The 24820-nt window shown below is 42.4% G+C and carries 23 protein-coding genes and 2 tRNA genes; 17 read left to right on the forward strand and 8 right to left on the reverse strand.

The window, feature by feature from the left end; translation table 11 throughout:
- The first annotated feature begins 419 nt into the window (after positions 1-419).
- From tsaE to mutL, 3 genes are read left to right on the forward strand one after another with little or no spacing between them, the layout of a single operon-like run.
- Entirely contained in the window at positions 420-884 is a 465-nt protein-coding gene (tsaE, locus tag C8N29_RS09175; protein WP_420836660.1) for a tRNA (adenosine(37)-N6)-threonylcarbamoyltransferase complex ATPase subunit type 1 TsaE, read from the forward strand.
- Entirely contained in the window at positions 881-2920 is a 2040-nt protein-coding gene (locus tag C8N29_RS09180) for an N-acetylmuramoyl-L-alanine amidase (RefSeq protein WP_170106947.1), read from the forward strand. Before tsaE ends, C8N29_RS09180 begins: the two co-directional genes overlap by 4 nt.
- On the forward strand, positions 2917-4752 hold the full coding sequence (mutL, locus tag C8N29_RS09185) for a DNA mismatch repair endonuclease MutL (RefSeq protein WP_107865769.1): 1836 nt from the start codon (positions 2917-2919) through the stop codon (positions 4750-4752). Before C8N29_RS09180 ends, mutL begins: the two co-directional genes overlap by 4 nt.
- 44 nt (positions 4753-4796) lie before the next feature.
- On the opposite strand, the gene ruvA is transcribed toward mutL, so the two are convergent.
- From ruvA to ruvC, 3 genes are read right to left on the reverse strand one after another with little or no spacing between them, the layout of a single operon-like run.
- The gene (gene ruvA / locus C8N29_RS09190) at positions 4797-5396 is read right to left on the reverse strand and encodes a Holliday junction branch migration protein RuvA (RefSeq protein ID WP_107865770.1); all 600 of its coding nucleotides are present in this window, start codon (positions 5394-5396) and stop codon (positions 4797-4799) included.
- 18 nt (positions 5397-5414) lie between these two features.
- Positions 5415-6566 carry an iron-containing alcohol dehydrogenase gene (locus C8N29_RS09195; protein WP_107865771.1) on the reverse strand — a complete coding sequence of 384 codons (1152 nt, stop codon included), beginning with the start codon at positions 6564-6566 and terminating at the stop codon, positions 5415-5417.
- A gap of 15 nt (positions 6567-6581) precedes the next feature.
- Positions 6582-7094 (reverse strand): crossover junction endodeoxyribonuclease RuvC, encoded by a 513-nt coding sequence (gene ruvC / locus C8N29_RS09200; protein WP_107865772.1) that lies wholly within the window; start codon positions 7092-7094, stop codon positions 6582-6584.
- Between the two features lie 349 nt (positions 7095-7443).
- Here ruvC and C8N29_RS09205 point away from each other — a divergent pair, with 349 nt between their 5' ends.
- The 12 genes from C8N29_RS09205 (at position 7444) to C8N29_RS09260 (ending at position 16995) form a co-directional block, all read left to right on the forward strand.
- Positions 7444-7743, forward strand: coding sequence for a hypothetical protein (locus C8N29_RS09205; protein WP_107865773.1), 300 nt, complete (start codon positions 7444-7446; stop codon positions 7741-7743).
- A gap of 105 nt (positions 7744-7848) precedes the next feature.
- Positions 7849-9165, forward strand: coding sequence for a ribosome rescue GTPase HflX (hflX, locus tag C8N29_RS09210; protein WP_107865774.1), 1317 nt, complete (start codon positions 7849-7851; stop codon positions 9163-9165).
- 159 nt (positions 9166-9324) lie between these two features.
- The gene (hflK, locus tag C8N29_RS09215) at positions 9325-10413 is read left to right on the forward strand and encodes an FtsH protease activity modulator HflK (RefSeq protein WP_107865775.1); all 1089 of its coding nucleotides are present in this window, start codon (positions 9325-9327) and stop codon (positions 10411-10413) included.
- Complete coding sequence (hflC, locus tag C8N29_RS09220) at positions 10414-11283, forward strand: protease modulator HflC (protein WP_107865776.1); 870 nt, start codon at positions 10414-10416, stop codon at positions 11281-11283. It begins immediately after the preceding gene.
- 61 nt (positions 11284-11344) lie between these two features.
- Complete coding sequence (locus C8N29_RS09225) at positions 11345-11686, forward strand: CidA/LrgA family protein (protein WP_107865777.1); 342 nt, start codon at positions 11345-11347, stop codon at positions 11684-11686.
- 2 nt (positions 11687-11688) lie between these two features.
- Entirely contained in the window at positions 11689-12381 is a 693-nt protein-coding gene (locus tag C8N29_RS09230) for an LrgB family protein (RefSeq protein ID WP_107865778.1), read from the forward strand.
- Between the two features lie 443 nt (positions 12382-12824).
- On the forward strand, positions 12825-13997 hold the full coding sequence (locus C8N29_RS09235) for an ATP phosphoribosyltransferase regulatory subunit (protein WP_107865779.1): 1173 nt from the start codon (positions 12825-12827) through the stop codon (positions 13995-13997).
- A 72-nt stretch (positions 13998-14069) separates the two neighbouring features.
- Positions 14070-15389, forward strand: a complete 1320-nt coding sequence (locus C8N29_RS09240) for an adenylosuccinate synthase (RefSeq protein WP_107865780.1) — start codon at positions 14070-14072, stop codon at positions 15387-15389.
- Between the two features lie 92 nt (positions 15390-15481).
- Positions 15482-16138, forward strand: coding sequence for an LOG family protein (locus tag C8N29_RS09245; RefSeq protein WP_107865781.1), 657 nt, complete (start codon positions 15482-15484; stop codon positions 16136-16138).
- Positions 16139-16147: 9 nt separating this feature from the next.
- Positions 16148-16633 carry a L,D-transpeptidase gene (locus C8N29_RS09250; RefSeq protein ID WP_107865782.1) on the forward strand — a complete coding sequence of 162 codons (486 nt, stop codon included), beginning with the start codon at positions 16148-16150 and terminating at the stop codon, positions 16631-16633.
- Between the two features lie 193 nt (positions 16634-16826).
- Positions 16827-16902: transfer RNA gene (locus C8N29_RS09255), tRNA-Val, on the forward strand.
- Between the two features lie 16 nt (positions 16903-16918).
- Positions 16919-16995 (forward strand) — tRNA-Asp (locus C8N29_RS09260).
- Between the two features lie 178 nt (positions 16996-17173).
- Here the strand turns inward: C8N29_RS09260 and C8N29_RS09265 are convergent.
- The 5 genes from C8N29_RS09265 to C8N29_RS09285 all read right to left on the reverse strand — a co-directional run bounded on the left by C8N29_RS09265 (position 17174) and on the right by C8N29_RS09285 (position 23201).
- Complete coding sequence (locus C8N29_RS09265) at positions 17174-20461, reverse strand: SbcC/MukB-like Walker B domain-containing protein (RefSeq protein WP_107865783.1); 3288 nt, start codon at positions 20459-20461, stop codon at positions 17174-17176.
- 42 nt (positions 20462-20503) lie between these two features.
- A complete protein-coding gene (locus C8N29_RS09270; protein WP_146164445.1) occupies positions 20504-20887 on the reverse strand; it encodes a hypothetical protein in 384 nt (127 codons plus the stop codon).
- Positions 20856-21053: a hypothetical protein gene (locus C8N29_RS09275; RefSeq protein ID WP_107865785.1), complete on the reverse strand. Its 198-nt coding sequence runs from the start codon at positions 21051-21053 to the stop codon at positions 20856-20858. Before C8N29_RS09275 ends, C8N29_RS09270 begins: the two co-directional genes overlap by 32 nt.
- Positions 21054-21142: 89 nt before the next feature.
- Positions 21143-22372, reverse strand: coding sequence for an exonuclease SbcCD subunit D C-terminal domain-containing protein (locus tag C8N29_RS09280; RefSeq protein ID WP_107865889.1), 1230 nt, complete (start codon positions 22370-22372; stop codon positions 21143-21145).
- A 25-nt stretch (positions 22373-22397) separates the two neighbouring features.
- Positions 22398-23201 carry a DNA-binding protein gene (locus C8N29_RS09285; protein WP_107865786.1) on the reverse strand — a complete coding sequence of 268 codons (804 nt, stop codon included), beginning with the start codon at positions 23199-23201 and terminating at the stop codon, positions 22398-22400.
- A gap of 217 nt (positions 23202-23418) precedes the next feature.
- On the opposite strand from C8N29_RS09285, the gene C8N29_RS09290 reads away from it, so the two are divergent.
- Both C8N29_RS09290 and C8N29_RS09295 read left to right on the forward strand, forming a co-directional pair.
- The gene (locus C8N29_RS09290; protein WP_107865787.1) at positions 23419-23646 is read left to right on the forward strand and encodes a hypothetical protein; all 228 of its coding nucleotides are present in this window, start codon (positions 23419-23421) and stop codon (positions 23644-23646) included.
- A gap of 8 nt (positions 23647-23654) precedes the next feature.
- Entirely contained in the window at positions 23655-24809 is a 1155-nt protein-coding gene (locus tag C8N29_RS09295; RefSeq protein ID WP_107865788.1) for a hypothetical protein, read from the forward strand.
- Positions 24810-24820: the final 11 nt, after the last annotated feature.

Below are 24820 nucleotides of genomic sequence, written 5' to 3' on the forward strand. Positions count from 1 at the left end.
ATTCAACGCTAGGTTATAAATCACCATTAATATTTGAACGTGATTTTTTAAGACAAGCTGCCTAAATAACTGTCCTGTTTCTCTTGACCATTACACAGCGTAATCCAACTATAATAAGCAGTGTTTTTTATCTAGCCTGAGCTATTTGACCTACCACGTAAGTCGCACACAACCCCTCTATAGACCTTAATCTATACACTTTTGCTATTGTTTGGCAATTCCTAGCGGCAGATGCTTATAATTCATGTTAAGGTGTACGCGGCAAATATGTCAGATTTGCGTGTAGTAAAAGCACGAGTTTATCAGCATCACGTATCGAGTTGCTTATATGTCTAGCCTCAGATTTCTCTTGAATGTTGATACCCTTGTTCAGAACTATTTATATCGTTAGATAAGCCTGATTAAGAGTCCGAATTGTGATAGAAAATTGTTGGAATATTTTGGTTGCCACAGAGCAAGAGCAATTAAAATTGGGGGCAGCTTTAGCCAAATTCGTGTTGCCTCGTCTGGTTATTTATTTAACAGGCGATTTAGGGGCGGGTAAGACGACCTTAAGCCGTGGTATTTTGACAGGATTTGGTTATCAAGGTAAGGTCAAAAGCCCCACTTACACCTTAGTTGAGCCCTATGAGTTTGAGACCTTTATTATTTATCATTTTGATTTATATCGCCTAGTCGACCCAGAAGAACTCGAATTATTGGGTATTCGCGACTATTTTCATGATACCAGTATTGTGCTTATAGAGTGGCCAACGAAAGGTCAGCCGTTATTGCCAGAGCCTGACATCCGTATTGATATTAAGATGCTGACTCAAGGTCGTCAGCTTTGTTTGACTGCCCATTCGTTAAAAGGCCAACAGATACTACAACAGTTATGCGCATGAAACTTAAATTCGTTATTTTTATAGTATTTTTGATGGGTTGGCTCAATGTTTCGTTGGCAGCAACCATTACGGCGGTGCGTTCATGGCGCGCGCCTGATAATACGCGTCTTGTGTTAGATTTATCAGAAAAAACACGTTATCGTCAGCTCAGTATCAATAACAAGCAGCTAATAATCGAGCTAGAAAATACCGATTTAGCCGTTTCTACGATGAATTTACCCTCTCGCGTGGGTTTGGTTGACAGTATCTTGTTTGAGAAAAATGATAAAAAACAAATCATTACTATTAATTTGATGGCAGAAGTGCGGCCACATATCTTCGAATTGCCCGCGAATGATAAATATAGTCCACGTTTAGTGATTGATTTATACGATAAAATCACAATACAAGCGGTTTCTCCACCAGAGCCCGAAGAACTCACCACCAATAATGGCCGTTCTGTTGTTGTTGTTGTCGATGCAGGGCACGGGGGTGAAGATTCTGGTGCGATTGGCGCAAATGGCAATTATGAAAAGCATGTCACCTTGTCCATTGCCAAAAAACTGGTCGCCTTGTTGCGTAGCCAGACGGGTTTTAAGGCGTATTTAACCCGTGATGATGACTATTTTATTCCCTTACAAGAGCGTCGAAAGATAGCTCGTCATCGTTATAAAGCAGATATTTTTGTCAGTATTCATGCGGATGCCGCGTTGTCGCCTTTGGCTCGTGGTGCGTCAGTGTTTGCATTGTCGCGTAAAGGAGCAAATGCAGCGACATCACGGTTTGCGCAAGCCTTAGCTGACCGCGAAAACAAATCGGACTTAATTGGTGGTGTTGATAATAGTAATATTAAAGACAATCAACTCACGAATATTTTGGCCGATATGGTCGTTGAAGGCACGATGACACATGGCTTGAATATGGGAAGCTTAATTTTAGCCGAAATGGGGGATTTGACCAAGCTGCATTCTAAACGGGTAGAACAAGCTGGTTTTGCCGTATTGAAAGAAGCTGGCATGATTTCGGTATTGGTAGAAACGGGGTTTATTTCTAATCCAGAAGAAGAAGCCAAGCTCATTAATCCTGCATATCAACAACAAATGGCATCGGCTGTTTTTAATGGCATTGTCAAATATGTTCGCAAATACCCTATTCCGCGCTCCTATTTTGCATGGAATAAAGAGCAAAAAGGCGGTAAACCCAGCTTAGCTGTGATGCAAGCGGTAGCTCCTACCAGTGTGGATACTAAAGCAAGTCATAATCCTGCAAAATTACTGGACGCACCTGCACATCAAATCAAGCAAGTAGATATGTTGGCTTTAATGAAAGAAGATAAAAGCGCAACTAAAACGACACCAGTGCAACATCTAACGACATCCGTCCCTGAGATAAAAGACAATACGGCGATAGAAGATAAGAAAAAAGAACAAGCAATTACAGTAAAGCCGATGATAAATCCAGCAGAACCCAAAAATACTCAGGCGAAGACGGTAGTTGCTACCTTACCTTCTTCCTTAGACGAATTTATGGAGGGTAGTGTTGTTCAAAAATCTAAATCAGAGTCTAAAAAAGTAGCCCCGTCGCCCAAAGAGAATAGTAAGCCTACAAAACACAAAGTTAGGGAAGGGGATACGCTGTCTGCTATTGCTAGTCGTTATCAAGTGAGCGTAAGTGAGCTAAAGTTGTGGAATAATCTTAAAACTGACCAAGCCGTGTTGGGAACAACCTTAGACCTAACAGCACCTGAAGTCAGTAAAAAATTATCACAGGTTGAAGCGAAGACTGAGAAAAAAATAGCGAATGTTGCCATTATAGAAGAAAAGACTTTACCTAAAGGCAAAAATGAGAAAACTTTAGCTGACAAAGCTGACAAAGCTGACAAAGCTAAACAAACAGCAAGCGATAGCAAAGCGAAGGTTCATAAAGTAAAAGTGGGGGATAGTCTATCCTCTATAGCGACAAAGTATGGCGTTTCAGTCAATACGCTACGTGAGTTTAATCAGTTAAAAGATGATAATGTCAAACTAGATAGTTTGTTGAAGATTCCTACACCATGACGCTTGCACGTATCAACCGCTTAGATGTTCAGTTAGCTAACCAAATTGCCGCAGGTGAGGTGGTTGAGCGACCAGCATCGGTTGTTAAAGAACTATTAGAAAATGCGATTGATGCAGGAGCGACACAAATTGATATCACTGTGGAAGAAGGGGGTATTCGTTTACTGCAAATCCGTGATAATGGCATTGGGATTCACCCTGACGATTTAGCTTTAGCACTTGCGCGCCATGCCACCAGTAAAATTAAAAAACTAGAAGATTTAGATGCAGTTGCTAGTTTGGGCTTTAGGGGGGAAGCATTGGCCTCGATAGCCTCTGTTTCTCGTCTGAGTCTGACGTCAAGTCAGCTTGATAGCGGTATCGGTTGGTGTGTACAAACGGAAGGCAGAGACATGACCGCCTCAGTGAGTCCTGCGCATCATGCACGTGGTACCACCGTCACGGTGCGGGATATTTTTTTTAATACGCCTGCGCGTCGGAAGTTTCTTAAGTCAGCTCCTACAGAATTTAGTCATATTGAAGAAGTCGTGAGACGGCTAAGTTTGGCAAACTTTGATGTAGGCATTAATTTACAACATAATGGCAATAAGCGTTGGCATTTTAAGCCTGCACCGTCTGATTTAGACAAATTACGGCGTGTCAGTACCTTATGTGGTCAGAGTTTTGTCGAAGACGCTATACCTGTTGATGTGTCATTATCAGGCTTACAATTGTATGGTTGGTTGGGGCGTCCGAGTATGGCACGTAGCCAAGCGGATATGCAGTATTTTTATGTCAATGGCCGTGTGGTAAGAGACAAAGTAGTAAACCATGCGATTCGTACCGCCTATCGCGATGTATTAGCACCTAATCGTCATCCCGCGTTTGTCTTATTTTTAGAGATTGACCCTGCGGCAGTCGATGTCAATGTGCATCCGACCAAACATGAAGTCCGTTTTCGAGAACAGCGTGCTGTACATGAGTTTTTGGCGCGCCATATTCATCGTGCTTTATCGGCATTACACACAACGGCATACCCTGAGTCGGAAGCCACAGCGCAAATGACATCAAGTCCGTATTTACAAGGCACAAATCCCACCGTCCCCACACAGCAAACGCCATTGACTTTAACAAATGGCTCATTACATTCGTACCAAAGCTATCCCATAAAGCAAGCGGGCACGCCTATCGTACAGGAGAACTTAGCAGCTTATTTAGCGCCATTACGGGAGGTAACGCCTGTGGAGTTGGCATCAACTTTACCTGATATGCCCCCTTTAGGTTATGCCTTAGCACAACTTCACGGTGTCTATATTTTAGCTCAAAATGCACAAGGTCTGATTATTGTTGATATGCATGCGGCGCATGAGCGTTTGTTATACGAGCGCTTAAAACTTGCGTGGCAAACAGGTCGTTTAGCGTCACAACCTTTACTATTAGCGCAAACAATTGCGGTCAGTCGAGCAGAAGCAGAGTTGGTCGAACCTGCACAGCAGTGGTTCAAACAATTAGGTTTAGAGTTAGACCGTATGGGTGAAGAAAGTTTGGCGGTTAGAGCCGTGCCTGCTTTATTGGTAAAAGCAGATTTGACCGCTTTAATCCGCGATATATTGGCCGATGTTAAGACGCATGGCCAATCACAGCGGGTCGAAGAGGCGATAAATGAATTATTTGGCACCATGGCCTGTCATGGTGCAGTACGTGCAAATAGAGCCTTGTCATTGCCAGAAATGAACGCTTTATTGCGTGACATGGAAGTCACCGCCTTTAGTGGCCAATGTAATCATGGTCGCCCTACATGGAAACAATTTAGCATGACCGATTTAGATAAATTATTTTGGCGCGGTCGATAAAATCCCTCAAGCATGTTGAGGGATTAGAGGCTGCAAAATCTGGGTTATGATTTCACCATCGCTTTGAGTGCTGCGCGAATGAGGCTGGCTGTGTCTTGATGTTGTCCCTTTACTAAGGCGACCGCTTTTTGTGCTTCTTGAGGTTTATAACCTAAGGCCATTAACGCTTGTTCGGCCTCTGCAACAGGCGATAGTGGGCTAGTCAACGTTAAACGTTCGGTTGGTGTTGCGCTATGAGGGGTGAGCTCCTTAATACGGTCTCGCAATTCAATCAATAAGCGTTCGGCCGTTTTTTTGCCTACACCAGGAATTTTGGTTAGGGTAGAAATATCTTCCGCTTCAATACAACGTAAAAACGCCATTGGCTCCATCCCTGACAATAGTCCCAATGCCAGTTTAGGGCCAACACCGCTGACTTTAAGCAGTAAGCGAAATAGCGCACGTTCTTCTTTATCGCTAAAACCAAACAATAAATGTGCATCTTCACGGACAACCAAATGTGTCCAGATAATCGCTTCTTCACCTAATATTAAACGGCAAAATGTAGGCAGTGGCGTTTCAACTTCATAGCCTACACCTTGTACATCTAAAATAATTTGTGGGGCATTTTTTTCAATCACACGCCCTTTAAGACGACCAATCATAAGACTTCCTAATGATTTTTATAAACAATTTAATAATACACGTTCACTCACAGCTAAATTGATATCCCGATGTTCGCCAAGTGCCGTTAATTGATGGTTGGCTAATTGGCTTAAAATGGGCTGAATGTCAGTGACGCCATAAGCGGATAAGCGTGTTGGTACGCCAAGACGTTCAAAAAAAAGTCGTGTTTTTTCAACGGCTTGTATGACGCGCTCCGTGTCATCACCCTCATGAATATTCCAAACGCGCTGTGCGTATTGTAGTAATTTGGCATGTTTTTGTTCTTTTCTTTCCATGAGCATGGCGGGTAATACAATTGCTAACGTACGTGCATGGTCAATATCATATAAGGCGGTTAATTCGTGCCCTATGCCGTGTGTTGACCAGTCTTGAGGCACACCTGCACCAATCAAACCATTCAGCGCCATGGTCGCGACCCACATCAAATTGCTGCGTAAGTCATAATTTTCAGGCTCGGCAAGTGCTGTTTCACCAATCTCTAAGAGTGTTTGTAATAAGCCTTCGGCAAAACGGTCTTGTACTAAACCATTGACGGAGTAGGTCAGATATTGTTCGGTGATATGAACAAAGGCATCAACAACACCATTTGCAATTTGATGTTTAGATAGCGTGTAGGTTTTAGTGGGGTCTAACACGGCAAAGGCAGGAAAAACACGCTCACTAAAAAAAGCTGATTTTGTTTTGATGGCTTTTTGGGTAATAACGGCAGCACTGTTCATTTCTGAACCCGTCGCTGAAAGGGTTAATACCACACCTAAAGGCAGTGCCTGTTTAATTTTGCTACCGCGTGACTGTAAAATCTCAGTGGCCTCGCCCTGATAACAGCTTGCCGCAGCGACAAACTTACTGCCATCAATCACCGAGCCACCACCAACAGCCAGTAAGAAATTAATATTATGTTGTTTGGCGAGGCTCACGGCCTGTATTAATGTTTCGTAGCTTGGATTGGGTTCAATACCGCCAAATTCAATCACATGCCGTGTCCCTAAGGCAGTTAAGACTTCAGAAAGTGTCCCGTTGGTTTTAATACTGCCGCCACCATATAACACCATCACGCGGGCGTCCGCAGGAATGCGGCGGTCTATGTCCTTAATACGGCCTTGACCAAATAACACCCGTGTTGGGTTATAGAAATCAAAATTAAACATAATAGCTGCCTCAAATTAACGTAAACGACCACGTAAACTCGCATGACCCAGTTTGAGTAGGGTTTGTGAAGTATGCGCATGACAAATAGCCGCTGCCAATGCATCTGCTGCGTCTGCTTGGGGAATCACAGGAATATTTAATAAACGGGTGACCATTTGCTGAACTTGTTCTTTTTCGGCAGCACCAAAACCCACGACGGATTGTTTGATTTGCCGTGCTGTATATTCGGCGACACTGATATTGTGTGTGACTAAAGCAGTGACAGCCGCACCGCGAGCTTGGCCGAGTTTAAGTGCAGTATCGACATTGTGTGCTAAAAAAACTTTTTCTACACCTGCTTCTGTAGGTTGATAAAAATCAATAATTCGTTTGAGGCCTTCATATATACGTTTTAAGCGGATAGGCATTTCATCACTTTCGGTTCTGATGGTGCCTGCGTCTAGAAAAAAACATTTATTGCCTTTTTTCTCAATAATGCCATAGCCTGTCAAACGAGAGCCAGGGTCAATACCAATAATAATGGTCATAACAAATCTTCAAGGTCGGTAAGTCAAAGATTATGACGTATTTTTACAACATTTAGGGAGTGTTGCTGTCTAATTTCAGCGAATTTTGGCCAGTTAATTAGGCATTTTAAGAGTCAAAATACCCACGGCTCTTTGTTCTAACCGCATATTTTTATGCGCTATTTACAGACTGGATGCAAATTTTCAAGACAAAAGAGCGATGAGTTTTATATAATAGATAGCTTTTTTTTAGTAATTACGGCAAAAATCTACCTTAGTTATCATGGGGGATATGTCGTTTGCTAGGAAGATAAGACCAATAAAAATAAAAAATAAAACTCTTTTTGCCTCAATTTAGGAGCTGTGTGGAATGACAATTCGTCATATTTTATGGATACAACACACCTATAAAGCCTGCCTGAGTTTAAGTAGTGTTTTAGCGGTCATTTTATTTGGGGCAATATTAGACCTATACAGCCTCCCAGCACATTCAGGGAATGTGATGACAGTATTACTCGCTGCTTTGTTGGTGTCTTGTGGTGTACTCATTTTAGTTTTACGAAAAGTGCGTTGTCCTGTTTGTCGTTATGTATTTGTCGGCAAACGAGAGCCAAGTCTTCTAACCCGAAGCTGTCGTAATTGTGGGCGACGTGCAGGTGATACGGGTTGAGTCAGCCTCTACTTTCAATAATATGGTACTATGCTAAATATGCCGAGACATGGGTGATAGCCAATCCTGTCCGCTTAATTTCTGTATCGATAAGAAGAGTGTAGTGTGGAATTTTTTGAACGACATCAAGGTGGCGAAAAAGCCATATTAGTCCATCTAGAATTAAAGCAACAGCAGTTGCAAGATGAAGATTTTAATGAGTTTCAACTACTGGCCAGTTCTGCGGGCGCACAAATATTAGGTATAGTCACGGGCACACGCCAACGACCCGATGCCAAGTTTTATGCGGGCACAGGTAAGGTTGACGAAATCGCACAACTCGTCAAAGCCACAGAAGCCGAGCTGGTATTATTTAATCATGCGCTCAGTCCAGCGCAAGAAAGAAATTTAGAGCGTGCGTTAGAATGTCGAGTCTTGGATAGAACAGGGCTGATTTTAGATATTTTTGCTCAGCGTGCGCGTACCTTTGAAGGCAATTTGCAAGTTGAATTGGCACAACTTAAACACTTAAGTTCCCGTTTGGTGCGCGGTTGGACGCACTTAGAACGCCAAAAAGGAGGTATTGGTTTACGCGGGCCTGGTGAAACCCAGCTAGAAACCGACCGTCGCTTATTAAAAAATCGGGTTGTGATGCTGACAGAGCGTTTAGAAAAGGTTCGTCAAACACGTCATCAAGGCCGTGCCGCACGGCAAAAAGCAGCCATTCCCACCATTTCTTTGGTGGGTTATACCAACGCAGGCAAGTCGACCTTGTTTAATCGTATCACGCAAGCAGAAGTTTATGCCGCAGACCAGTTATTTGCCACCTTAGACCCCACCTTACGTCGTATAGACTTAACCAGTTTGGGGACAGTTGTTTTGGCGGATACAGTGGGTTTTATTCGGCATTTACCGCATCAACTCGTGGAAGCCTTTAGAGCAACACTCGAAGAAACACTGGAAGCAGATTTACTGTTACATGTCGTAGATGCTGCCAGTCCAGAGCGTGAGCAACAAATTGCTGCTGTCAACGAAGTGCTACAAGAGATTGGCAGTACGACGCGTATTTTAATGGTTTATAACAAAATTGATTGTTTAGAAACCCATGAGCCACGTATAGACTGTGATGATGATAATATGCCAACCGCTGTTTGGTTATCTGCTCGCGAAGGGCTTGGCATTTCACTCCTGTCAGATGCGATTGCTCAATTATTGGTCGATGATTTACAAACCTTTCATCTACAACTGTTACCGCAACAGGCAAAATTGCGTGCGCAATTATATGACATGACGTGTGTCCAGTCGGAGCACTGTGCCGACGACGGAACCATGACACTGATTGTGCGTTTATCACGTGTTGATTTAGCCATGACTCTCGGTCGCTTAAAAATACATCCTAGCAGTGTGGGCTTAGACTGGCCGACTGAAACGGATGTATTTTAGTCATTCCGATAGTTAAATGTAGGTTCATGACCTTTTGATTGTGCTTAACACACAAAATATCAACAGACTTGATAAAACGTACGCGCCTGTTTAATCGACAGACAGCAAAAAATGTCATTGTATATATCCCAGCCCCGTGGTCATTAAGGTAGTAATTTTATGGCGTGGAATCAGCCAAATAACGGTCAGCCCCCCAATAATGGTGGCCAGCGTCCCTCAGATATTGATGAAGCCTTACAAAAAATTAACCAAGGTTTTAGCCGTTGGTTTGGCCAACAAGGTGGAGACCCCGACTTACAAACATTAAAAATTGTGGGTGTGGTCATTGTCGCCTTAGTTTTTATGATGGGCTTTTATCGAGTAGAGCAGGCTGAGGAAGCCGTTGTGTTACGTTTTGGAAAGTTCAGTAGCACACAAACAGCGGGTTTGCATTGGGCACCCCCGTTAATTGATGAAGTTAAAAAAATCAATATTCAACGTATTGAGCAAGTGCCTGTCAACGCCCGTATGATTACCGAGGATACGAATATCGTTGAGATTAGTTTGACCGTACAGTACCGTATTATTCAACCTGTTGATTATTTATTAAAAGTTGCTAATCCAGAAGCCAGCTTATTGCACGCTACCGAAAGCGCCTTACGCCATGTGGTAGGTGGTGCAAAGATGAGTCAAATCTTAAATGAAGGCCGAGCCACACTTGCCCGAGACATTCAACCCCGTCTGCAAGCCTATTTAGACCGTTATCAGACAGGTATTCAAGTCGCAGGGGTAAACATTTTAGAAGCCTTACCACCCAAAGAAGTAAAGGCTGCTTTTGATGATGTGATTCGTGCGAAAGAAGATAAAGAACGTCTGAAAAACCAAGCTGAAACCTATGCTAACGGTATTGTGCCAGAAGCGCGTGGTAAGGCAGCACGTATTGTTGCCGAAGCAGAGGGTTATAAACAAGAAGTGGTTGATCGTGCCAAAGGCGATGCCGCTCGTTTTGACCAGTTAGTGGTTGAATATAAAAAGTCGCCGCAAGTCACCCGCCAACGTTTGTATTTAGAAACGATGGAGTCTGTGTTGGCTAAAACCAATAAAGTGTTAATCGAAAATAATGGCAACAATATGATTTATGTGCCTTTAGATAAGATTGTGAATGGAAATTCGGCGGTACTACCACCAACCATCGTTAATGAAGCTGCAGACAGCAGTCCGAGCGTGCGTATGCCCAGTCAGCGTCCTAGTCGTGCGGAGGGTAATTAAATGACACCACGTATGATGCAATTATTAAGTATCGTGTTTTTGGGCTTGAGCGTGTTATCTAGCTCAGTCTATACCATTCGCGAAAGTCAGCGCGGTGTGTTAGTACAGTTTGGTGAAATTATCGAATCCAATATTGGTGCAGGTATTGGCCTAAAAGTGCCATTTATGCATGAAATCAAAAAATTTGATACCCGTACACAAGTCACCGATTCTGAACGTACCGAATACCTAACTCAAGAAAATAAGTTCTTGATTGTCGACGCCTATGTATTATGGAAGATAATTGACGTCAAAAAATACTATACCGTCACAGGCGGCGACTTTAAGAAAGCCGAAATTTTATTGATGACGCGTGTCAAAGATAGCCTCAAAAATAAAGTATCCGAACGCACCGTACAAGAAGTGGTGGCGGGGCAACGTGACCAAATGATGCAGCAATTAACCACAGAAGCTAATCAAATCTCGCAAAAAGAGTTTGGTATTCAAGTGGTTGATGTGCGTGTCAAGCGGGTAGACTTCCCAGAAACAATTTCTGAGTCTATTTATAATCGTATGCGTACCGAGCGTGAGCGCGAGGCCAGAGAGCACCGTTCACAAGGTAATGAGTTAGCAGAAAAAATTCAGGCTGACGCCGACCGTGAACAACGCGTGTTATTATCGGATGCGTATCGCCAAGCAGAAATTTTACGGGGTGAAGGCGACGCGCAAGCGGCTGCCATCAGTGCGGCGGCCTTTGGTAAAGATGCAGAGTTCTATCGTTTTTATCGCTCTATGCAAGCCTACCGTCAGAGCTTTAATAAGCCAAACGATGTCATGGTCTTAAAAGGGGACAGTGAGTTTTTGCGTTATATGCGTCAACCCAATAAATAACACGCTTGTACTCCGCTCTCATCTGCTTATAGAATGGCCGCTTTGCGGTCATTCTTATTTTATGCAAGCTATTTTTATTTTATTGTTGTTTCAATTGTTAGGCGAATTAGCTGTCAAAGCCTTAGATTTACCGTTATCGGGTAATATCATGGGCATGTTGTTGCTATTTTGCTTCTTACTCGTGCATGGGCGTGTACCCGAAAGTCTGGCTTTTTTTACCCCTAAATTTTTGCAACATCTCGCGCTCTACTTGTTACCTGTTTCGGCAGGGATTTATACCTTATGGCCACTTTTACAAGAAGAGGGGATACAAATTATCTTGGTGATGATTATTTCTACCCTCATTCCCTTAGTGTGTTGTGCATGGCTATTGGATAAGTTTTTATCAAAAACAAAGGTTTAACTATGGAATCATTACTACAATCCCCTTTGTTATGGATGACTGTTACCCTTGTTTGTTATGAAGCAGGTTTTTGGTTGCACCGACGTTGCAAAGAGCCCGTCTTAGTGCCACCGATGTTAATTTCGTTAACACTATTAGTCAGTGTCTTGGTCTGTGCACAAGTTGACTATATGCAATATTTTCAGGCAAACCAGTTTATACATTTTTTATTGGGGACATCCACTGTTGCATTGGCTGTGCCGCTCTATCAGTCTTTAGCACGCTTAAAAGCAGCCGCTTTACCCTTATCGTTGGTGTTAGTGATAGGTTCTGTGTTAGGTGCGGGAGTGGCACTTGGCTTGGCGGTATTGAGTCAGTTATCGCACACCAGCGTATTGGCATTTGCAACGCGTGCAGTCACTACCCCAATGGCGTTGGGGATTGCAGAAAAAATACATGCGCCACTGGCTTTAGCTTCTGCCATCGTGATTGTTTCTGGTTTAGTAGGCGCAATAGTTGCGGAACCCTTATTAAAGTTTGTCAAACACGATATGGCTAAAGGCTTTGCATTAGGCATTGCGGCTCACGGCGTAGGCACCGCAAGAGCCTTACAAATCAGTCCTGTTGCGGGGGCGTTTGCAGCTTTAGGCATGAGTTTGAACGGTATCTTAACCGCATTATGGCTACCAACCTTTGTACATTGGTGTTTTACTTAGATTTATACACTCCCTAAAATATAAATAATAAAAAAGTAAAAAACCAAAAAATAAAAATTAATTAATGGGATATTAAACGTAAATGAGTGAGGTAAAACGTTGACAAAGCGTGATAACAGGTGCAAATAGCAACTGAATCACTTAGCCATCCCTGCGTAATTGCTGTCAATCTACACAGAGAGCAGGGCGGAGTGCTTAAAAATAACTGCCTAAACGTCATAAAAGTGTTATTATAGTGCAGCCGAGTTTTGACTCGGTTTTTTTGTGTCTATCATCTTTAGAAAGCCAAGACTCGCACTTGTCTATAGTACAGATTAAGAAAATTTGCGTTTGGCTTTCGATAATATGATTCCATACTTCATCGACGGGATGGTGTAAAGGGTCAGTCATTGTCTGAACTTTATCAATTCATCTCTGTCTTGAGTGTAAGAGTGAACAACAGCATGGTTATGCGTGCCGAAACGTGGTTATTACCTGACGGTATTCAAGATGTATTGCCTGAAGATGCTATTCGTTTAGAGAATTTACGTCGTCAGCTATTAGATTTGTTCGCCACTTGGGGTTATGAACTCGTATTTCCCCCGTTAGTAGAATATATCGAATCGTTATTAACAGGCTCAGGGCATGACCTTGACTTGATGACTTTTAAAATTACCGACCAGCTAACGGGGCGTTTAATGGGCGTACGTGCCGACATTACCCCACAAGTTGCTCGTTTAGATGCGCATTGTTTGCCACGTGAACATACTGCGCGTTATTGTTACAGTAGTACGGTCTTAAATACGCTCCCTCAAGGGTTAAGTACTTGCCGTGCACCCATTCAAATTGGGGCAGAATTGTATGGTCATCGCGGTGTCGATGCCGACATCGAAGTCATCGATTTAATGTTGACCATGCTAAAAACCGCGGGTGTCAATCAGTTACACCTCGATTTAGGTCATGTCGGTATTTTTCGTGCATTAGCACGTGCAGCACAACTCAGTTCAGACGTAGAAGCACAATTATTTGATATTTATCAACGCAAAAGCCTGCCTGAATTACGCGTTTTTGTTGCAGATTGGCCGCAAAAATCATGGTTTTTAGCCTTAGGTCAGTTATCTGGTGAAGTCAGTATTTTGTCTCAGGCACAAGAAAGCCTCCAAAATGTTCCTGTGTTAGTTCAACAGGCATTTGCCGATTTGGCCGCCGTAGCTGCATTTATTACACAATCTCATCCTGATGTGATGTTATCCATTGATTTAAGTGAATTACGTGGTTATCACTATCATACGGGCTTAGTCTTTGCAGCCTATACGCCAAATTCAGCGGCAGAAATTGCCAAAGGTGGGCGCTACGATGATATTGGTCAAGCCTTTGGTCGTGCGAGGTCGGCGACAGGATTTAGTGCTGACTTAAAACCATTGGTCGATTTTAAGCCCGATAGTCCAACTCGCCCTAAAATTTTTGCACCTGCTTGTCAAGATGCGGCACTCACCACGCGAGTAAAAGCATTACGGGCACAAGGACACGTCGTTATTCAGGCTCTAGCGGACGATAAAAGTACTGCCAAGCAATTGGGTTGCCAGCAAGAGTTGGTAAAGACAGCGACTGGCTGGCAACAACAGTCAATCGACTAATGAGTATTTGCTCTACGCTGAGAAGCAAATTGATTTTTAATGAACATATTTTGTTGATAAGGTTTTAGACAAATGGGTAAGAATGTTGTTGTCTTAGGTACTCAATGGGGTGATGAAGGTAAAGGCAAAATCGTTGATTTACTCACCGATAATGCGGCAGCGGTTGTGCGTTACCAAGGCGGACATAACGCAGGTCATACCTTAGTCGTTGGCGGTGAAAAAACGGTTCTACATCTTATTCCTTCAGGTATTTTACGTGAAGGGGTATTGTGTTTGATTGGTAATGGTGTGGTGTTAGCCCCTGATGCCTTATTAAAAGAAATTGATACCTTGAGTGCAAAAGGCGTCCCTGTGCGTCAGCGTCTACGCGTGTCAGCAAACTGTCCTTTAATTTTGCCCTATCACTGTGCGATTGATAAAGCACGCGAAGCGGCACGTGGTAAAGCCGCCATTGGAACGACAGGGCGCGGCATTGGCCCAGCCTACGAAGATAAAGCCGCACGTCGTGGTTTGCGTGTCGGGGACTTGATTCGAGGGGAGGGTTTTGCCGCAAAATTAGCCGAAGTTATGGATTATCATAACTTCCAATTACAGCATTATTACAAAGCTGAACCTGTTGATGTTCAACAAACCTTAGATAATGCCTTAGCATGGGGCGAACAAATTAAAGATTTGGTTGCTGATGTTTCTGGTATCTTGCATGCCTTCCGTCGTGAAGGTAAAGACTTGATGTTTGAAGGTGCACAAGGTTCTTTATTGGATATTGACCACGGTACATATCCTTTTGTGACATCGTCCAATACAACCGCAGGTGGCACGAGCACTGGCTCAGGTTTTGGCCCGCTGTATTTAGACTACGTTTTAGGTATCACAAAAGCCTATACCACACGTGTTGGCAGTGGCCCATTCCCAACTGAATTACCCTATAACGCAGCACAAGATGTGGGTGATGCAATTGGAAAACATTTAGGTGTAAAAGGTCATGAGTTTGGTGCAACGACAGGTCGTCAACGTCGTTGTGGTTGGTTTGATGCGGTTGTTTTACGTCGTGCGGTCGAAATTAACTCGATTTCTGGCTTATGTTTGACAAAATTAGACGTACTAGATGGTCTAGAGACCATTAAAATCTGTGTGGATTACAAATCCCTCAAACCCAATAGTGTCGAGTGTTTAAGTTCGGATGCCGAATCTTTTGCTCATGTTGAGCCTATTTATGAAGAATTGGCAGGCTGGGAAGGTTCAACAGTAGGCGCAAAATCCTTAGCCGACCTACCTGCAAATGCCCGTGCTTATATCAAACGTATTGAAGAAGTCGTGGGTTGTCCTGTCGATATTATTTCTACAGGCCCAGACCGTGACGAAACGATTGTGTTACGTCATCCATTCCAATAAGCAATCGTTCATAACATAAAAAGCCCCGCCATTAGACGGGGCTTTTTTATTAGACTAAGCTGAACAATATTCACAATAAATAAGGTCTAGCTATGTTTGATAAAAAAATGCCCGAAGCATGGCGCGTGTTACGTATTCAATCGGAGATTGTTGATGGCATAGAGCATTTGGTTAAAATCCAACATGCTGTCAATATCTTTGGCAGTGCGCGTTTAACCGAAAATAATCCCTATTACGGACAAGCTGAAATATTAGGCCGTTTATTGTCTCAAGCGGGTATTTCTGTAATTACTGGCGGCGGGCCTGGCATTATGGAGGCGGCTAATAAAGGGGCATATCAGAATGGCAGCTTATCGATTGGTCTTAATATTACTTTGCCTCACGAACAAAAGCCTAATCCGTATCAAGATATTAGTTTGAGTTTTAGGTACTTTTTTGTACGTAAGTTTATGTTCTTAAAACATGCGATTGCTTTTGCCATTTTTCCAGGTGGGTATGGTACGCTGGATGAGATGTTTGAAGCACTCACCTTGATTCAAACAGAAAAAAGTGAACCTTTTCCAGTAGTATTGGTTGGTAAAACCTATTGGCAAGGCTTATTGACTTGGTTGCAACAAGAGGTTTTAGCCAAAGGTTGTATCAATCACAGTGATTTGGCACTGATAACACTGGTTGACAGTGCCGAAGAAGCCGCTCAGATTATTATTGACCATTATCGTAAACATATTAGTAGTCAAACAGAAACATAGGATGAAGTTTTGAAGATTGAAGTTGATATTACACGGCAGCAATTGGTGTTATGGCAGGATGAGTTGCAATTACGCTGTTATCCTATTTCATCTGGCAAAAAAGGCGTAGGTGAACAAAAGGGCAGTGAACAAACGCCACGTGGTCATCACATTATTCGTGCAAAAATTGGCGCTAATCACGCGATAAATACCGTATTCAAAGCGAGACGGCCAACAGGGGAAATTTACTCTAGTGAATTAGCAGAAAAATATCCTAATCGAGATTGGATTTTAACACGTATCCTGTGGTTATCAGGGTGTGAACGAGGAAAAAACCGTTTAGGCCAGTGCGACACGATGCAGCGATATATTTATATTCACGGCACGCCTGATACAGAGCCGATGGGTGTACCTGCATCGCATGGTTGTATTCGTATGCGAAATACAGACTTGATTGAGTTGTTTGCCCTAGTACCTATTTATACCTCTGTGCATATTTATGAGGCAATACTTTAGTCTATCTAAGTTTTATGACACAAATTTGTAGAAAAACTCAGCAAAACGGAAGATATTGTTTATATTTGATTTTTTTTTGTGCAAACGAACTAAAATGGGGCAGAAAAGTTTTGACAAGCAAAAATAAATCTCTATAATGCACGCCATACCGAACGACATGACGCAAACGAAATTAAACGTAGCGTAAGTAGTTGGATGCTTAGCTCAGCTGGGAGAGCATCGCCCTTACAAGGCGAGGGTCGGGGGTTCGAACCCCTCAGCATCCACCAAGTCGTAACTTATCGCGCAGCGGTAGTTCAGTCGGTTAGAATACCGGCCTGTCACGCCGGGGGTCGCGGGTTCGAGTCCCGTCCGCTGCGCCACTATTTAAGAACCGTTTATATTTGGCATTAAACAAAGTTAAAAATGCCTGAATATAAACGGTTTTTTATTTGTATTAACGAAAATAATAAAATAAGCATAGTATACAAATCCCTTCGATACTTTACCCGTATTTTATATATTTACTCAATAATCTAATCATTTACGCTCATTCATGTGTCAGAAACTATGATGGTCTGAGCAAGTTATTTTTGGAAAAACCTCTAATTTACTTTTACCCGCGACGCCTTTGGTTAGTTGAATTTGTGTGGGAATACGTTCTGTCATTTCGGCAACATGAGAAATCACACCTACTTTTCGGCCTTGGCTTTGTAAAATATCGAGTGCGTCCATTGCTATACGTAAAGTGTCTGCATCCAAACTCCCAAAACCTTCATCAATAAATAGACTTTCCACTTTGACACGTTGCGAAGATAAAGAAGCCAATCCCAATGCCAGCGCCAAGGATAATAAAAAAGATTCGCCACCCGATAAGGAGTGTACGGAACGAATTTCATCACCCATATCTTGGTCTATCACTTGTAAGGCTAAGCTATTATTTATGCGTTCTAAACGGTAACGGCGAGCTAAGTTTTTTAAGTGGTCATTGGTGTAAAATAATAAGACATCTAGGGTCATTTGTTGTGCGGCATTACGCAATTTTTGCCCATCGCGTGAGCCAATGACTTCATTTAATTGCGACCAAATCTCGGTTAATTGCTGCTGTTGTTGTAGCGCAGCCCCTAAATGCTGTTGCGCTTGTTGACGCTGATTATCCTGTTTTAATTGTTCTCTATACGCGCCTAAATTTTGTTGTTGTATGCTTAGGTTATGTTGTACTTCGTGTAATTGTTGCAGCACTGTCTGTTGTTCTGTTTGGGCAAAAGACAGTTTTAAGTGTTGTTGATGGTCATGCTCTCGCGCCTTAGTGTGATGTATGGCTTGTACCCGTTGTTGATTTAACGCCTCTAAATCTGATTTTTTTTGTTGTAGCCAAGTAGCTGAGTAGTTAAATAATGGTATGACTTGAGCTAAATTAAATGGATAAAGCTGAGTGAAGTCGGCAAAGGCTTGCTCAAACACCTGCTGACTATGTTGTGTTTTACGTATTAATTGATTCAGTTCGTCTTGATAAACACTCAGACTATGTTGCGTTTTTTCCACCTCTCGTTGTGCTTGTTGCCAACGTAATTGTGCTTGGTCTTTCGCCATAACAGCATCATTGAGTCGTTGTTGCCATGCTTGCTCAAATTGCTGGCTATGTTGTCCATTCAATAATTGATGATACGTTTGCTCTAATTGAGACAACATCAAATAGCTTTCGCAAAAAATGACTAAACTTTCTGTACAGTCTGCTATCACCAAACAGGTTTCTATGACCTGATGTAAATCCTCTTTTTGTTGTTGGATGACTTGTTGCTGCTCTATGTGTTGCTTAACTGTTTGCAATTGATGATGTATGTATTGCTGCTGGTTTGTTAACCATGTCAACTTTTCTTGTTCCGCGAGCGCTACCCATTCCTTATACTGAGTCAGATGATTAAATTTTTGTTGATAGTGTTGCTGTTGTTGATTCAATTGGGTTAATTGCTGTTGAATTTGTACGAGTCGTTGCTGTTGATTGCGTATATTTTCGTGCAAGCGTGTACCTTGTGTTTTTTGTTCATCGTAGTGATGTTGACACTGTTGAAGCTGCTGTTTTAATAGAATGAGTAGTTGATTTAATTGTGCCTGTGCACGCGCTTGTTGATACGGATGTTGCTGGCTACCACAAACAGGGCAGGGTTTATCCTGTTCCAACTGCGCACGTAATTGCTGAATGTTTTGACTACAGGCTAATTGTGCCTCTTGCCATGCTTTTTGGGCTTGTTCCAATTGTGCCGCAGCGCGTGGCAGCTCTTGAGTAATACGTGTTTCTTGCTGTTGTTCTTCAACGATATATGTTAGTAAGGCATCTTGTTCTTGCACTAATTGTTGATAGTTATCATGCATGTGTAGACAATGCTGCCAGTCTTGAATAAGGGTATCCAATAAACGTTGTTCTTGGTTCAGCGTATGTTGCTGCGCTAATAATTGAGGCAAATCAACCTGATTAAGTTGCTGATTGAGGACAGCAAGCTGTTGTTTTTCGTGTTGAATCCGTTCGCTAATCGATTGATGCGCCTGTTCTGCCAAACGGATATCGTGCTGATGTTTGGCTTGTGTCAATAATGTCTGTATTTGTGGCCATATATCGATTTGCTGATAGTTTTGCTGCTGTTTCAAGCGTTTAGCTTGCTCATCTAAGCGTGTTTTATCTTGTGCTAATTTACGCTTAGCCTCTGTTAATTGATAGTCTAACTGTTTGGCTTTTTCTAATACTATCTGTTGTTGTTGCCATTGTTGTTCTATCGTTTGATAGTCATGTTGCTGCTGTTGTAACTGCACTGACTGTTGTTGCTCATTGTGTTGTTCATGGACTAAGCGCTCAGATAATACAGCTAGTGCCTCTTGCCGTTGTTGAGAATCCTGTTGCTGTTGTTGCCATTGTGTCCATAGAGGCTTCATGGGGAGGGCAGTTTGTATTTGTTGTACCAATACCCAATCTTGTTCACTGCGTTGCCATTGTTGTTCTATAGAAGCGAGTTGCTGTTGCGCGTCACTGTATTGTTTTTCTAATTCTTCTTTACGTGTATGCCATTGTACGTGTTGCTGTATAGTAGAGAGTTGTTTTTCTGATGCCTGACATGACCGTTCTAACTCGCTCAAATGTTGTTCTAATTCTTGGCGTGCTTCTTGTGATAAAGGCGGTTGCTGTTGTAACTGTTGCTGTAAGGCAAATAATTTATCTTTTTCGTGTTTTGCGCGTTCAAAGGCTTGTTGAGAAATTTGACTAAAATACTCTGTGCCTGTTAGCGCTTCCAGTAAATCGGCACGTTCATTATCATTAGCCTTTAGGAACGCAAAAAACTCATTTTGCGCTAACAAAACCGCACGATTAAACTCATCAAAAGATAATCCTATCTTTTCTTGGATAGCAGGGAGCACCTCTGTTTTTTTATGGCTGAGTTGTTGTCCATCTTTTAGACTTTGTAGACTAATGCTTTCGCTTTGTAATGCGCCTGTTGGCTTGTTATGCGCTCGACGTACAGTCCATTTGGCTCGATACGATTGATTATCTATGCCGACAAAATCGACTTCAGCATATCCCTCTGTACAGCCACGCCTGAGAATATTTTTGGTATCGTGCATACCTATCTGTTGTTCATCGGTATCCATGATTTTGGCAAATTTACTGGCTTTATCTAAACGGGGAGTGCGGTTATATAAGGCCAGACACAACGCATCAAGCAAGGTGCTTTTACCTGCCCCTGTTGCGCCTGTAATGGCAAATAAACCTGCCGAAAACAACGGCTCTTGTTGAAAATCAACGACAAAATCACCTGCTAATGACGCTAAATTACGGCCACGAATTGCTAAAATTTTCATAATATCATGCAGAAATGTGAGGCAAGACTCGCCTTAAGAGGCTTAATTATCTTGTTTTTTACCTGTTAAAAAAACCGCAGCCAATCCGCCAACGCCTGCCGTTGCAATGATGCCACCTGCTGTTTCTGCACCATTAATGGCCGCATAAACACCCCCTATGATGGCAGCCAAACCTAAACTTAAAGCACAAAATTGACCAAATACACGCTCTATAAATACGGAGCGATTGACTATTTTAACGGTATGACGACGATGTTCTGCTTCGATTTGCGTTTGTTGAATGACCCAATCAACCAAATCAGGTCTGAAGTTGTGTAGTCGTTCCAGTTGATTGATTGGAATAAGGGGAGAGTCTGTTGCATTCTGTTGAAGGAGAATTTCTCCATCTTTATCTTTAAGATGTGCGGTAGTTTGTTTGTTCGCCACGGTTAATTGCCTTGTTCATATCTTGACTAACACGTTGAAAGTCAGCACGTAGCTGTATGGCATCTTGGGCAAAACCACCATCGTTCACAATATAAGCACGTTGTGATGGCATGAGTTGTAAGGCTTGACGCATGCCTTGAATCATATTTTTTAGCATATTACGCATTATGTTTGCTCCTTTATCAATGCACGCTAGGCACAGATAGGGGGATATATGCACTATTCTATACCCTTTGGCTAAGGTGTAAAGAGTCTCTAGCTTTCGTCGGCCATATTCGTTGTTAATAACTCATGAAAGGCCTTGAGTAATACATTATCTGGACTTTTTTGATAACGCTGTTGATACATACGCAAAAAAACATCTTCGGGTTGTAGTTGACTGACATCCTCTAAGGATAATGGACTGGCTTCTGTTGTTGAAGCTGACGGATAGCTGGTTTCAATTTTGACTAAACGAACGGCTTTATCTTGCAATACCTGTTCAATTTTATGACGTAGTGCAGGCTCGGGTTTATCTAACAAAACACGTACTTGTAAATAAGTTTGTTGCTCTTCGGGAACAAGAGGCCAATCTTGCTGCGCGAGTAGTGTGAGTACATCAGCCAATGGTGCAGGTTTTTCGGGTAAACGCTGCAAATTTACTGTTCGTGGAATCAATATAGGCGTAATACGCTGAAGCGAGTTGCCTTCTAAATCAATCACGACGACCTGATGGGGATAATGCATTTCTGAAAAAGACATGGGCAAAGGCGAGCCACTGTAACGAATATGCGCAGCACCTACCGCTTGTGCGAAGTGTAAATGTCCTAAAGCGACATAAGCAATCTCTGTATCAAAGATATGACTAGATAACGTTTCAAGCCCTCCCATGACGAGTTTGCGTTCTGAATCACTCGAAACTTCGCCACCCATTAAATGGCAATGTCCCATTGCAATCAGTGCTTGATTTTCTGCGCGCTTACTTTTAGCCAATGCAGTGACTTGTTGATATAAAGCATTAATCCCCGCTAAATAAGCGTCGTCTGCATCTTCTACGCGTGGCACATCGTTTGGTCGTAAAAAGGGGATGGCCAAACACCATGCGGCAATCTCTCCTTCTCGATGATATAAGGGCACGAGGAGCTGTTCTAAATCCATACCGCGCTGTTGACGCTGAACTTGCCCGACAACGCGCATATCAATAGCATTCAAGAAGGGGGTCGGTACTTCTAAACGTGTCGGAGAGTCGTGATTACCTGCAATAATCACAACTTGTAAATGCGGAATACGCCCTTTAGCTAAACACAAAAATTGATAAAACTGCTGTTGTGCACTTGAGGGAGGATTGGCGGTGTCAAAAATATCGCCCGCAATCAATAACACATCTATGTTTTGTGTCGTTAAAGTATTTAACAACCAGTCTAAAAATTGCTGATGCTCATAATAACGACTAAAGCCAAAAAAGTTCTGTCCTAAATGCCAATCAGACGTATGTAGTAAGCGCATAAACTCCATTAACCTCAACAGACGTTTAATAACGTTGCAGTTTTACTTTGAGTGCCTCTCGTTTATTCAGACTCATATTAGCCGTATGTCGTTTTAATAAGGTATTTTCTTGTATTGCCGCATCTAACTGCTGCTGCAATACTCGCATATCGGCATCTCGCAGATGGAGTTGCTGTGTTTTTTCTTCAACGTGTTGCTGATATTGCAGCGTCGTTTGGGTTAATACCTCGCGCTCTTGTTCTAAGGTATTATGTTGTTTTTGCAGTTGATGGTATTCTGCTGTTTTGAGGGTTAGCTGTTTTTCTAGCTGTACATGTTGCTGTTCAAGTGTACTGAGCTGCACTTGATAATGCTGTTGCTGTTGCTCAAATTGCTGGGTAATTTGCGTTCTTAACGCCTGTTCGGTGGCTAGCTGTGTTTGTAAGAGATGCTCACGTTGTTGGCTTTCTTCTAAACGATGCTCAAGAACTGATAATTGATTCGTTTGTTGTTGCAATTGCGTTAAGGCGGCCAATTTTACTTGCTCAGCCTGTTCAACCTGTTGTGTAGCTTGCTGTTTAAGCTCGCTATAGGCTAAATCGCTTTGCTGTAAGGCCTCTTGCCATAATTGCCGCATTGCTGAAATAACAGGCTCAGGTAAATCGGGGTGTATTTGCTGTACACTCATACGCTTGGCTAAATCTTGCCACCACTCTTTAAGGGCATCGTTAATCGTGCCTGCACTGCCGCGTTGGGTAATTTCACGAACATTGGCAACCGTCGGCCGTATGCCCTGTGCCATTAGTTGATTAGCAGCTTGCCAAACAGCATCTTGAATAGAAGGGGGCATAGGAGGGACTCTAATAAGCAATTATTTTGTAATGTATATTACATATATTTGCCTATTATGTGAGAAAATTATTGAGAGATTGCCCCCTTAATTGCGCAATTATTAGGCATGGCAGAAATTAACCGTCAAATAAGTCAATGATTTTTGTCACTTAACTTGTCATAGTTTTTTCGTCATCATGCTGCCACGATACCATTAGCCTTCAGAGAAGAGTGATATGTCTCAACAAAACGCCTTAGAGCAGTTAGCTAACACGCTCAAAATTCAAACCGACCAATTATCGGGCTTACAGTCTTTATCTGCCGACGATATTCGTCGTTTTAATCAACTCATTGAACAGGCACAACTCAAACAACGCGAAACACTGAATAACGCCATTGAAGAAGGATTAAGTTATGTGCCCGCTTTGTTACGCGGAGCAGTCAAAGCGATTGTGAGAGGATAAGACATATCATGAGTAAATTAGAAGCCAGCGCAGAATTGCAAAAAATTGCACAATTATTGTCTGTACCAAGTACCTCATTAAGTTTTTTAGAACACTTGCCCGCATCAGAATTAGCCCAAATACGTGGTTTAACAACCGATAAACTGTTTAATGATGGTCGCAAGTTATTTCAAAAATTGGCCTCTGCAAGCAAATTGATGCCAGCAGGTATTACGGCGAGTATTGGTGAAAAAGTCTTTGGGCCCATGTTATGTGCGCGTATTGCGAGCGAAATGCCACATCAGCGCGCAGTAGAATTAGCGCAAAAAATGAGCATTCCGTTTTTGGCTAAAGTCACCTTAGAATTAGACCCGCGCCGCGTCAAAGATATTATTCAAAATATGCCTTTAGATAAAATGCGTGCGGTTGCTAAAGAGTTACTAAGCAGCCATCAATATATTGTCATGGGTGGTTTTGTTGGCTTTATGAAGCCCGAAAACCTAAAAATCATTTTAAGTGATGTTAGCAACGAAGAAGCCTTATTACATATCGGCTTTTTTATTGAAGAAAAGCGTATTGTCAGCGACATCATGCGCTTATTACCCAAAGACAGACTCAAAAAACTCATTGCCTGTATGCGTGTCAATAAAGAATTATGGCCTGAGTCCTTAGCACTGATGGTACATATTGAAGATGACCTTAAGCGTGAAATGGGGGATATGGCCGCAGAAGAACACGAAGACGTCTTAAATGACTTAATAGAAACCGTTTATCAATTACAATTATGGCAAGATGCCTTACCACTATTTGCCTGCTTATCTGCCAGCACACAATACAAAGTGATTCATACCGCCAGCATGCAACGTGCGGATTTATTAGAAGCTGCCTTATTACATACCAACCACTATGATTTATGGCATACCTTTTTGCCGTTGATTGAGTTTATGGGACAAACACAGCGGGAAATACTAGCGGATGTTATCTTAAAACAAGGGAATACATTTACTGAAAACATCGTACAAACAGCAATAAAACATCAATTATGGCAACCATTATTCGATGTGTTGCAAGCCATACCCGATGAGATAAGACCGCCTTATATAGCGCATACCAAACCCTTTTTACACCATGCTGAGCTCAGTAAACTGATTGAGGAAAGAAATCTAAGCCATTGGTTTAATTAAAAAAGAGTAGG

Origin of the sequence: Agitococcus lubricus (assembly GCF_003051055.1) — a bacterium.
In the GTDB taxonomy this organism is placed as follows: Bacteria; Pseudomonadota; Gammaproteobacteria; order Pseudomonadales; family Moraxellaceae; genus Agitococcus; species Agitococcus lubricus.

Bases quoted from the DNA above. Each gene is read 5' to 3' on its own strand.
- mutL (WP_107865769.1), top strand. From the start codon at position 2,917: ATGACGCTTGCACGTATCAACCGCTTAGATGTTCAGTTAGCTAACCAA.
- C8N29_RS09290 (WP_107865787.1), top strand. From the start codon at position 23,419: ATGTCTCAACAAAACGCCTTAGAGCAGTTAGCTAACACGCTCAAAATT.
- C8N29_RS09225 (WP_107865777.1), top strand. From the start codon at position 11,345: ATGCAAGCTATTTTTATTTTATTGTTGTTTCAATTGTTAGGCGAATTA.
- C8N29_RS09240 (WP_107865780.1), top strand. From the start codon at position 14,070: ATGGGTAAGAATGTTGTTGTCTTAGGTACTCAATGGGGTGATGAAGGT.
- hflK (WP_107865775.1), top strand. From the start codon at position 9,325: ATGGCGTGGAATCAGCCAAATAACGGTCAGCCCCCCAATAATGGTGGC.
- C8N29_RS09205 (WP_107865773.1), top strand. From the start codon at position 7,444: ATGACAATTCGTCATATTTTATGGATACAACACACCTATAAAGCCTGC.
- C8N29_RS09295 (WP_107865788.1), top strand. From the start codon at position 23,655: ATGAGTAAATTAGAAGCCAGCGCAGAATTGCAAAAAATTGCACAATTA.
- hflC (WP_107865776.1), top strand. From the start codon at position 10,414: ATGACACCACGTATGATGCAATTATTAAGTATCGTGTTTTTGGGCTTG.
- C8N29_RS09180 (WP_170106947.1), top strand. From the start codon at position 881: ATGAAACTTAAATTCGTTATTTTTATAGTATTTTTGATGGGTTGGCTC.
- C8N29_RS09230 (WP_107865778.1), top strand. From the start codon at position 11,689: ATGGAATCATTACTACAATCCCCTTTGTTATGGATGACTGTTACCCTT.
- C8N29_RS09275 (WP_107865785.1), bottom strand. From the start codon at position 21,053: ATGCGTAATATGCTAAAAAATATGATTCAAGGCATGCGTCAAGCCTTA.
- C8N29_RS09280 (WP_107865889.1), bottom strand. From the start codon at position 22,372: ATGCGCTTACTACATACGTCTGATTGGCATTTAGGACAGAACTTTTTT.
- ruvC (WP_107865772.1), bottom strand. From the start codon at position 7,094: ATGACCATTATTATTGGTATTGACCCTGGCTCTCGTTTGACAGGCTAT.
- C8N29_RS09265 (WP_107865783.1), bottom strand. From the start codon at position 20,461: ATGAAAATTTTAGCAATTCGTGGCCGTAATTTAGCGTCATTAGCAGGT.
- ruvA (WP_107865770.1), bottom strand. From the start codon at position 5,396: ATGATTGGTCGTCTTAAAGGGCGTGTGATTGAAAAAAATGCCCCACAA.
- C8N29_RS09245 (WP_107865781.1), top strand. From the start codon at position 15,482: ATGTTTGATAAAAAAATGCCCGAAGCATGGCGCGTGTTACGTATTCAA.
- C8N29_RS09285 (WP_107865786.1), bottom strand. From the start codon at position 23,201: ATGCCCCCTTCTATTCAAGATGCTGTTTGGCAAGCTGCTAATCAACTA.
- C8N29_RS09195 (WP_107865771.1), bottom strand. From the start codon at position 6,566: ATGTTTAATTTTGATTTCTATAACCCAACACGGGTGTTATTTGGTCAA.
- C8N29_RS09235 (WP_107865779.1), top strand. From the start codon at position 12,825: ATGGTTATGCGTGCCGAAACGTGGTTATTACCTGACGGTATTCAAGAT.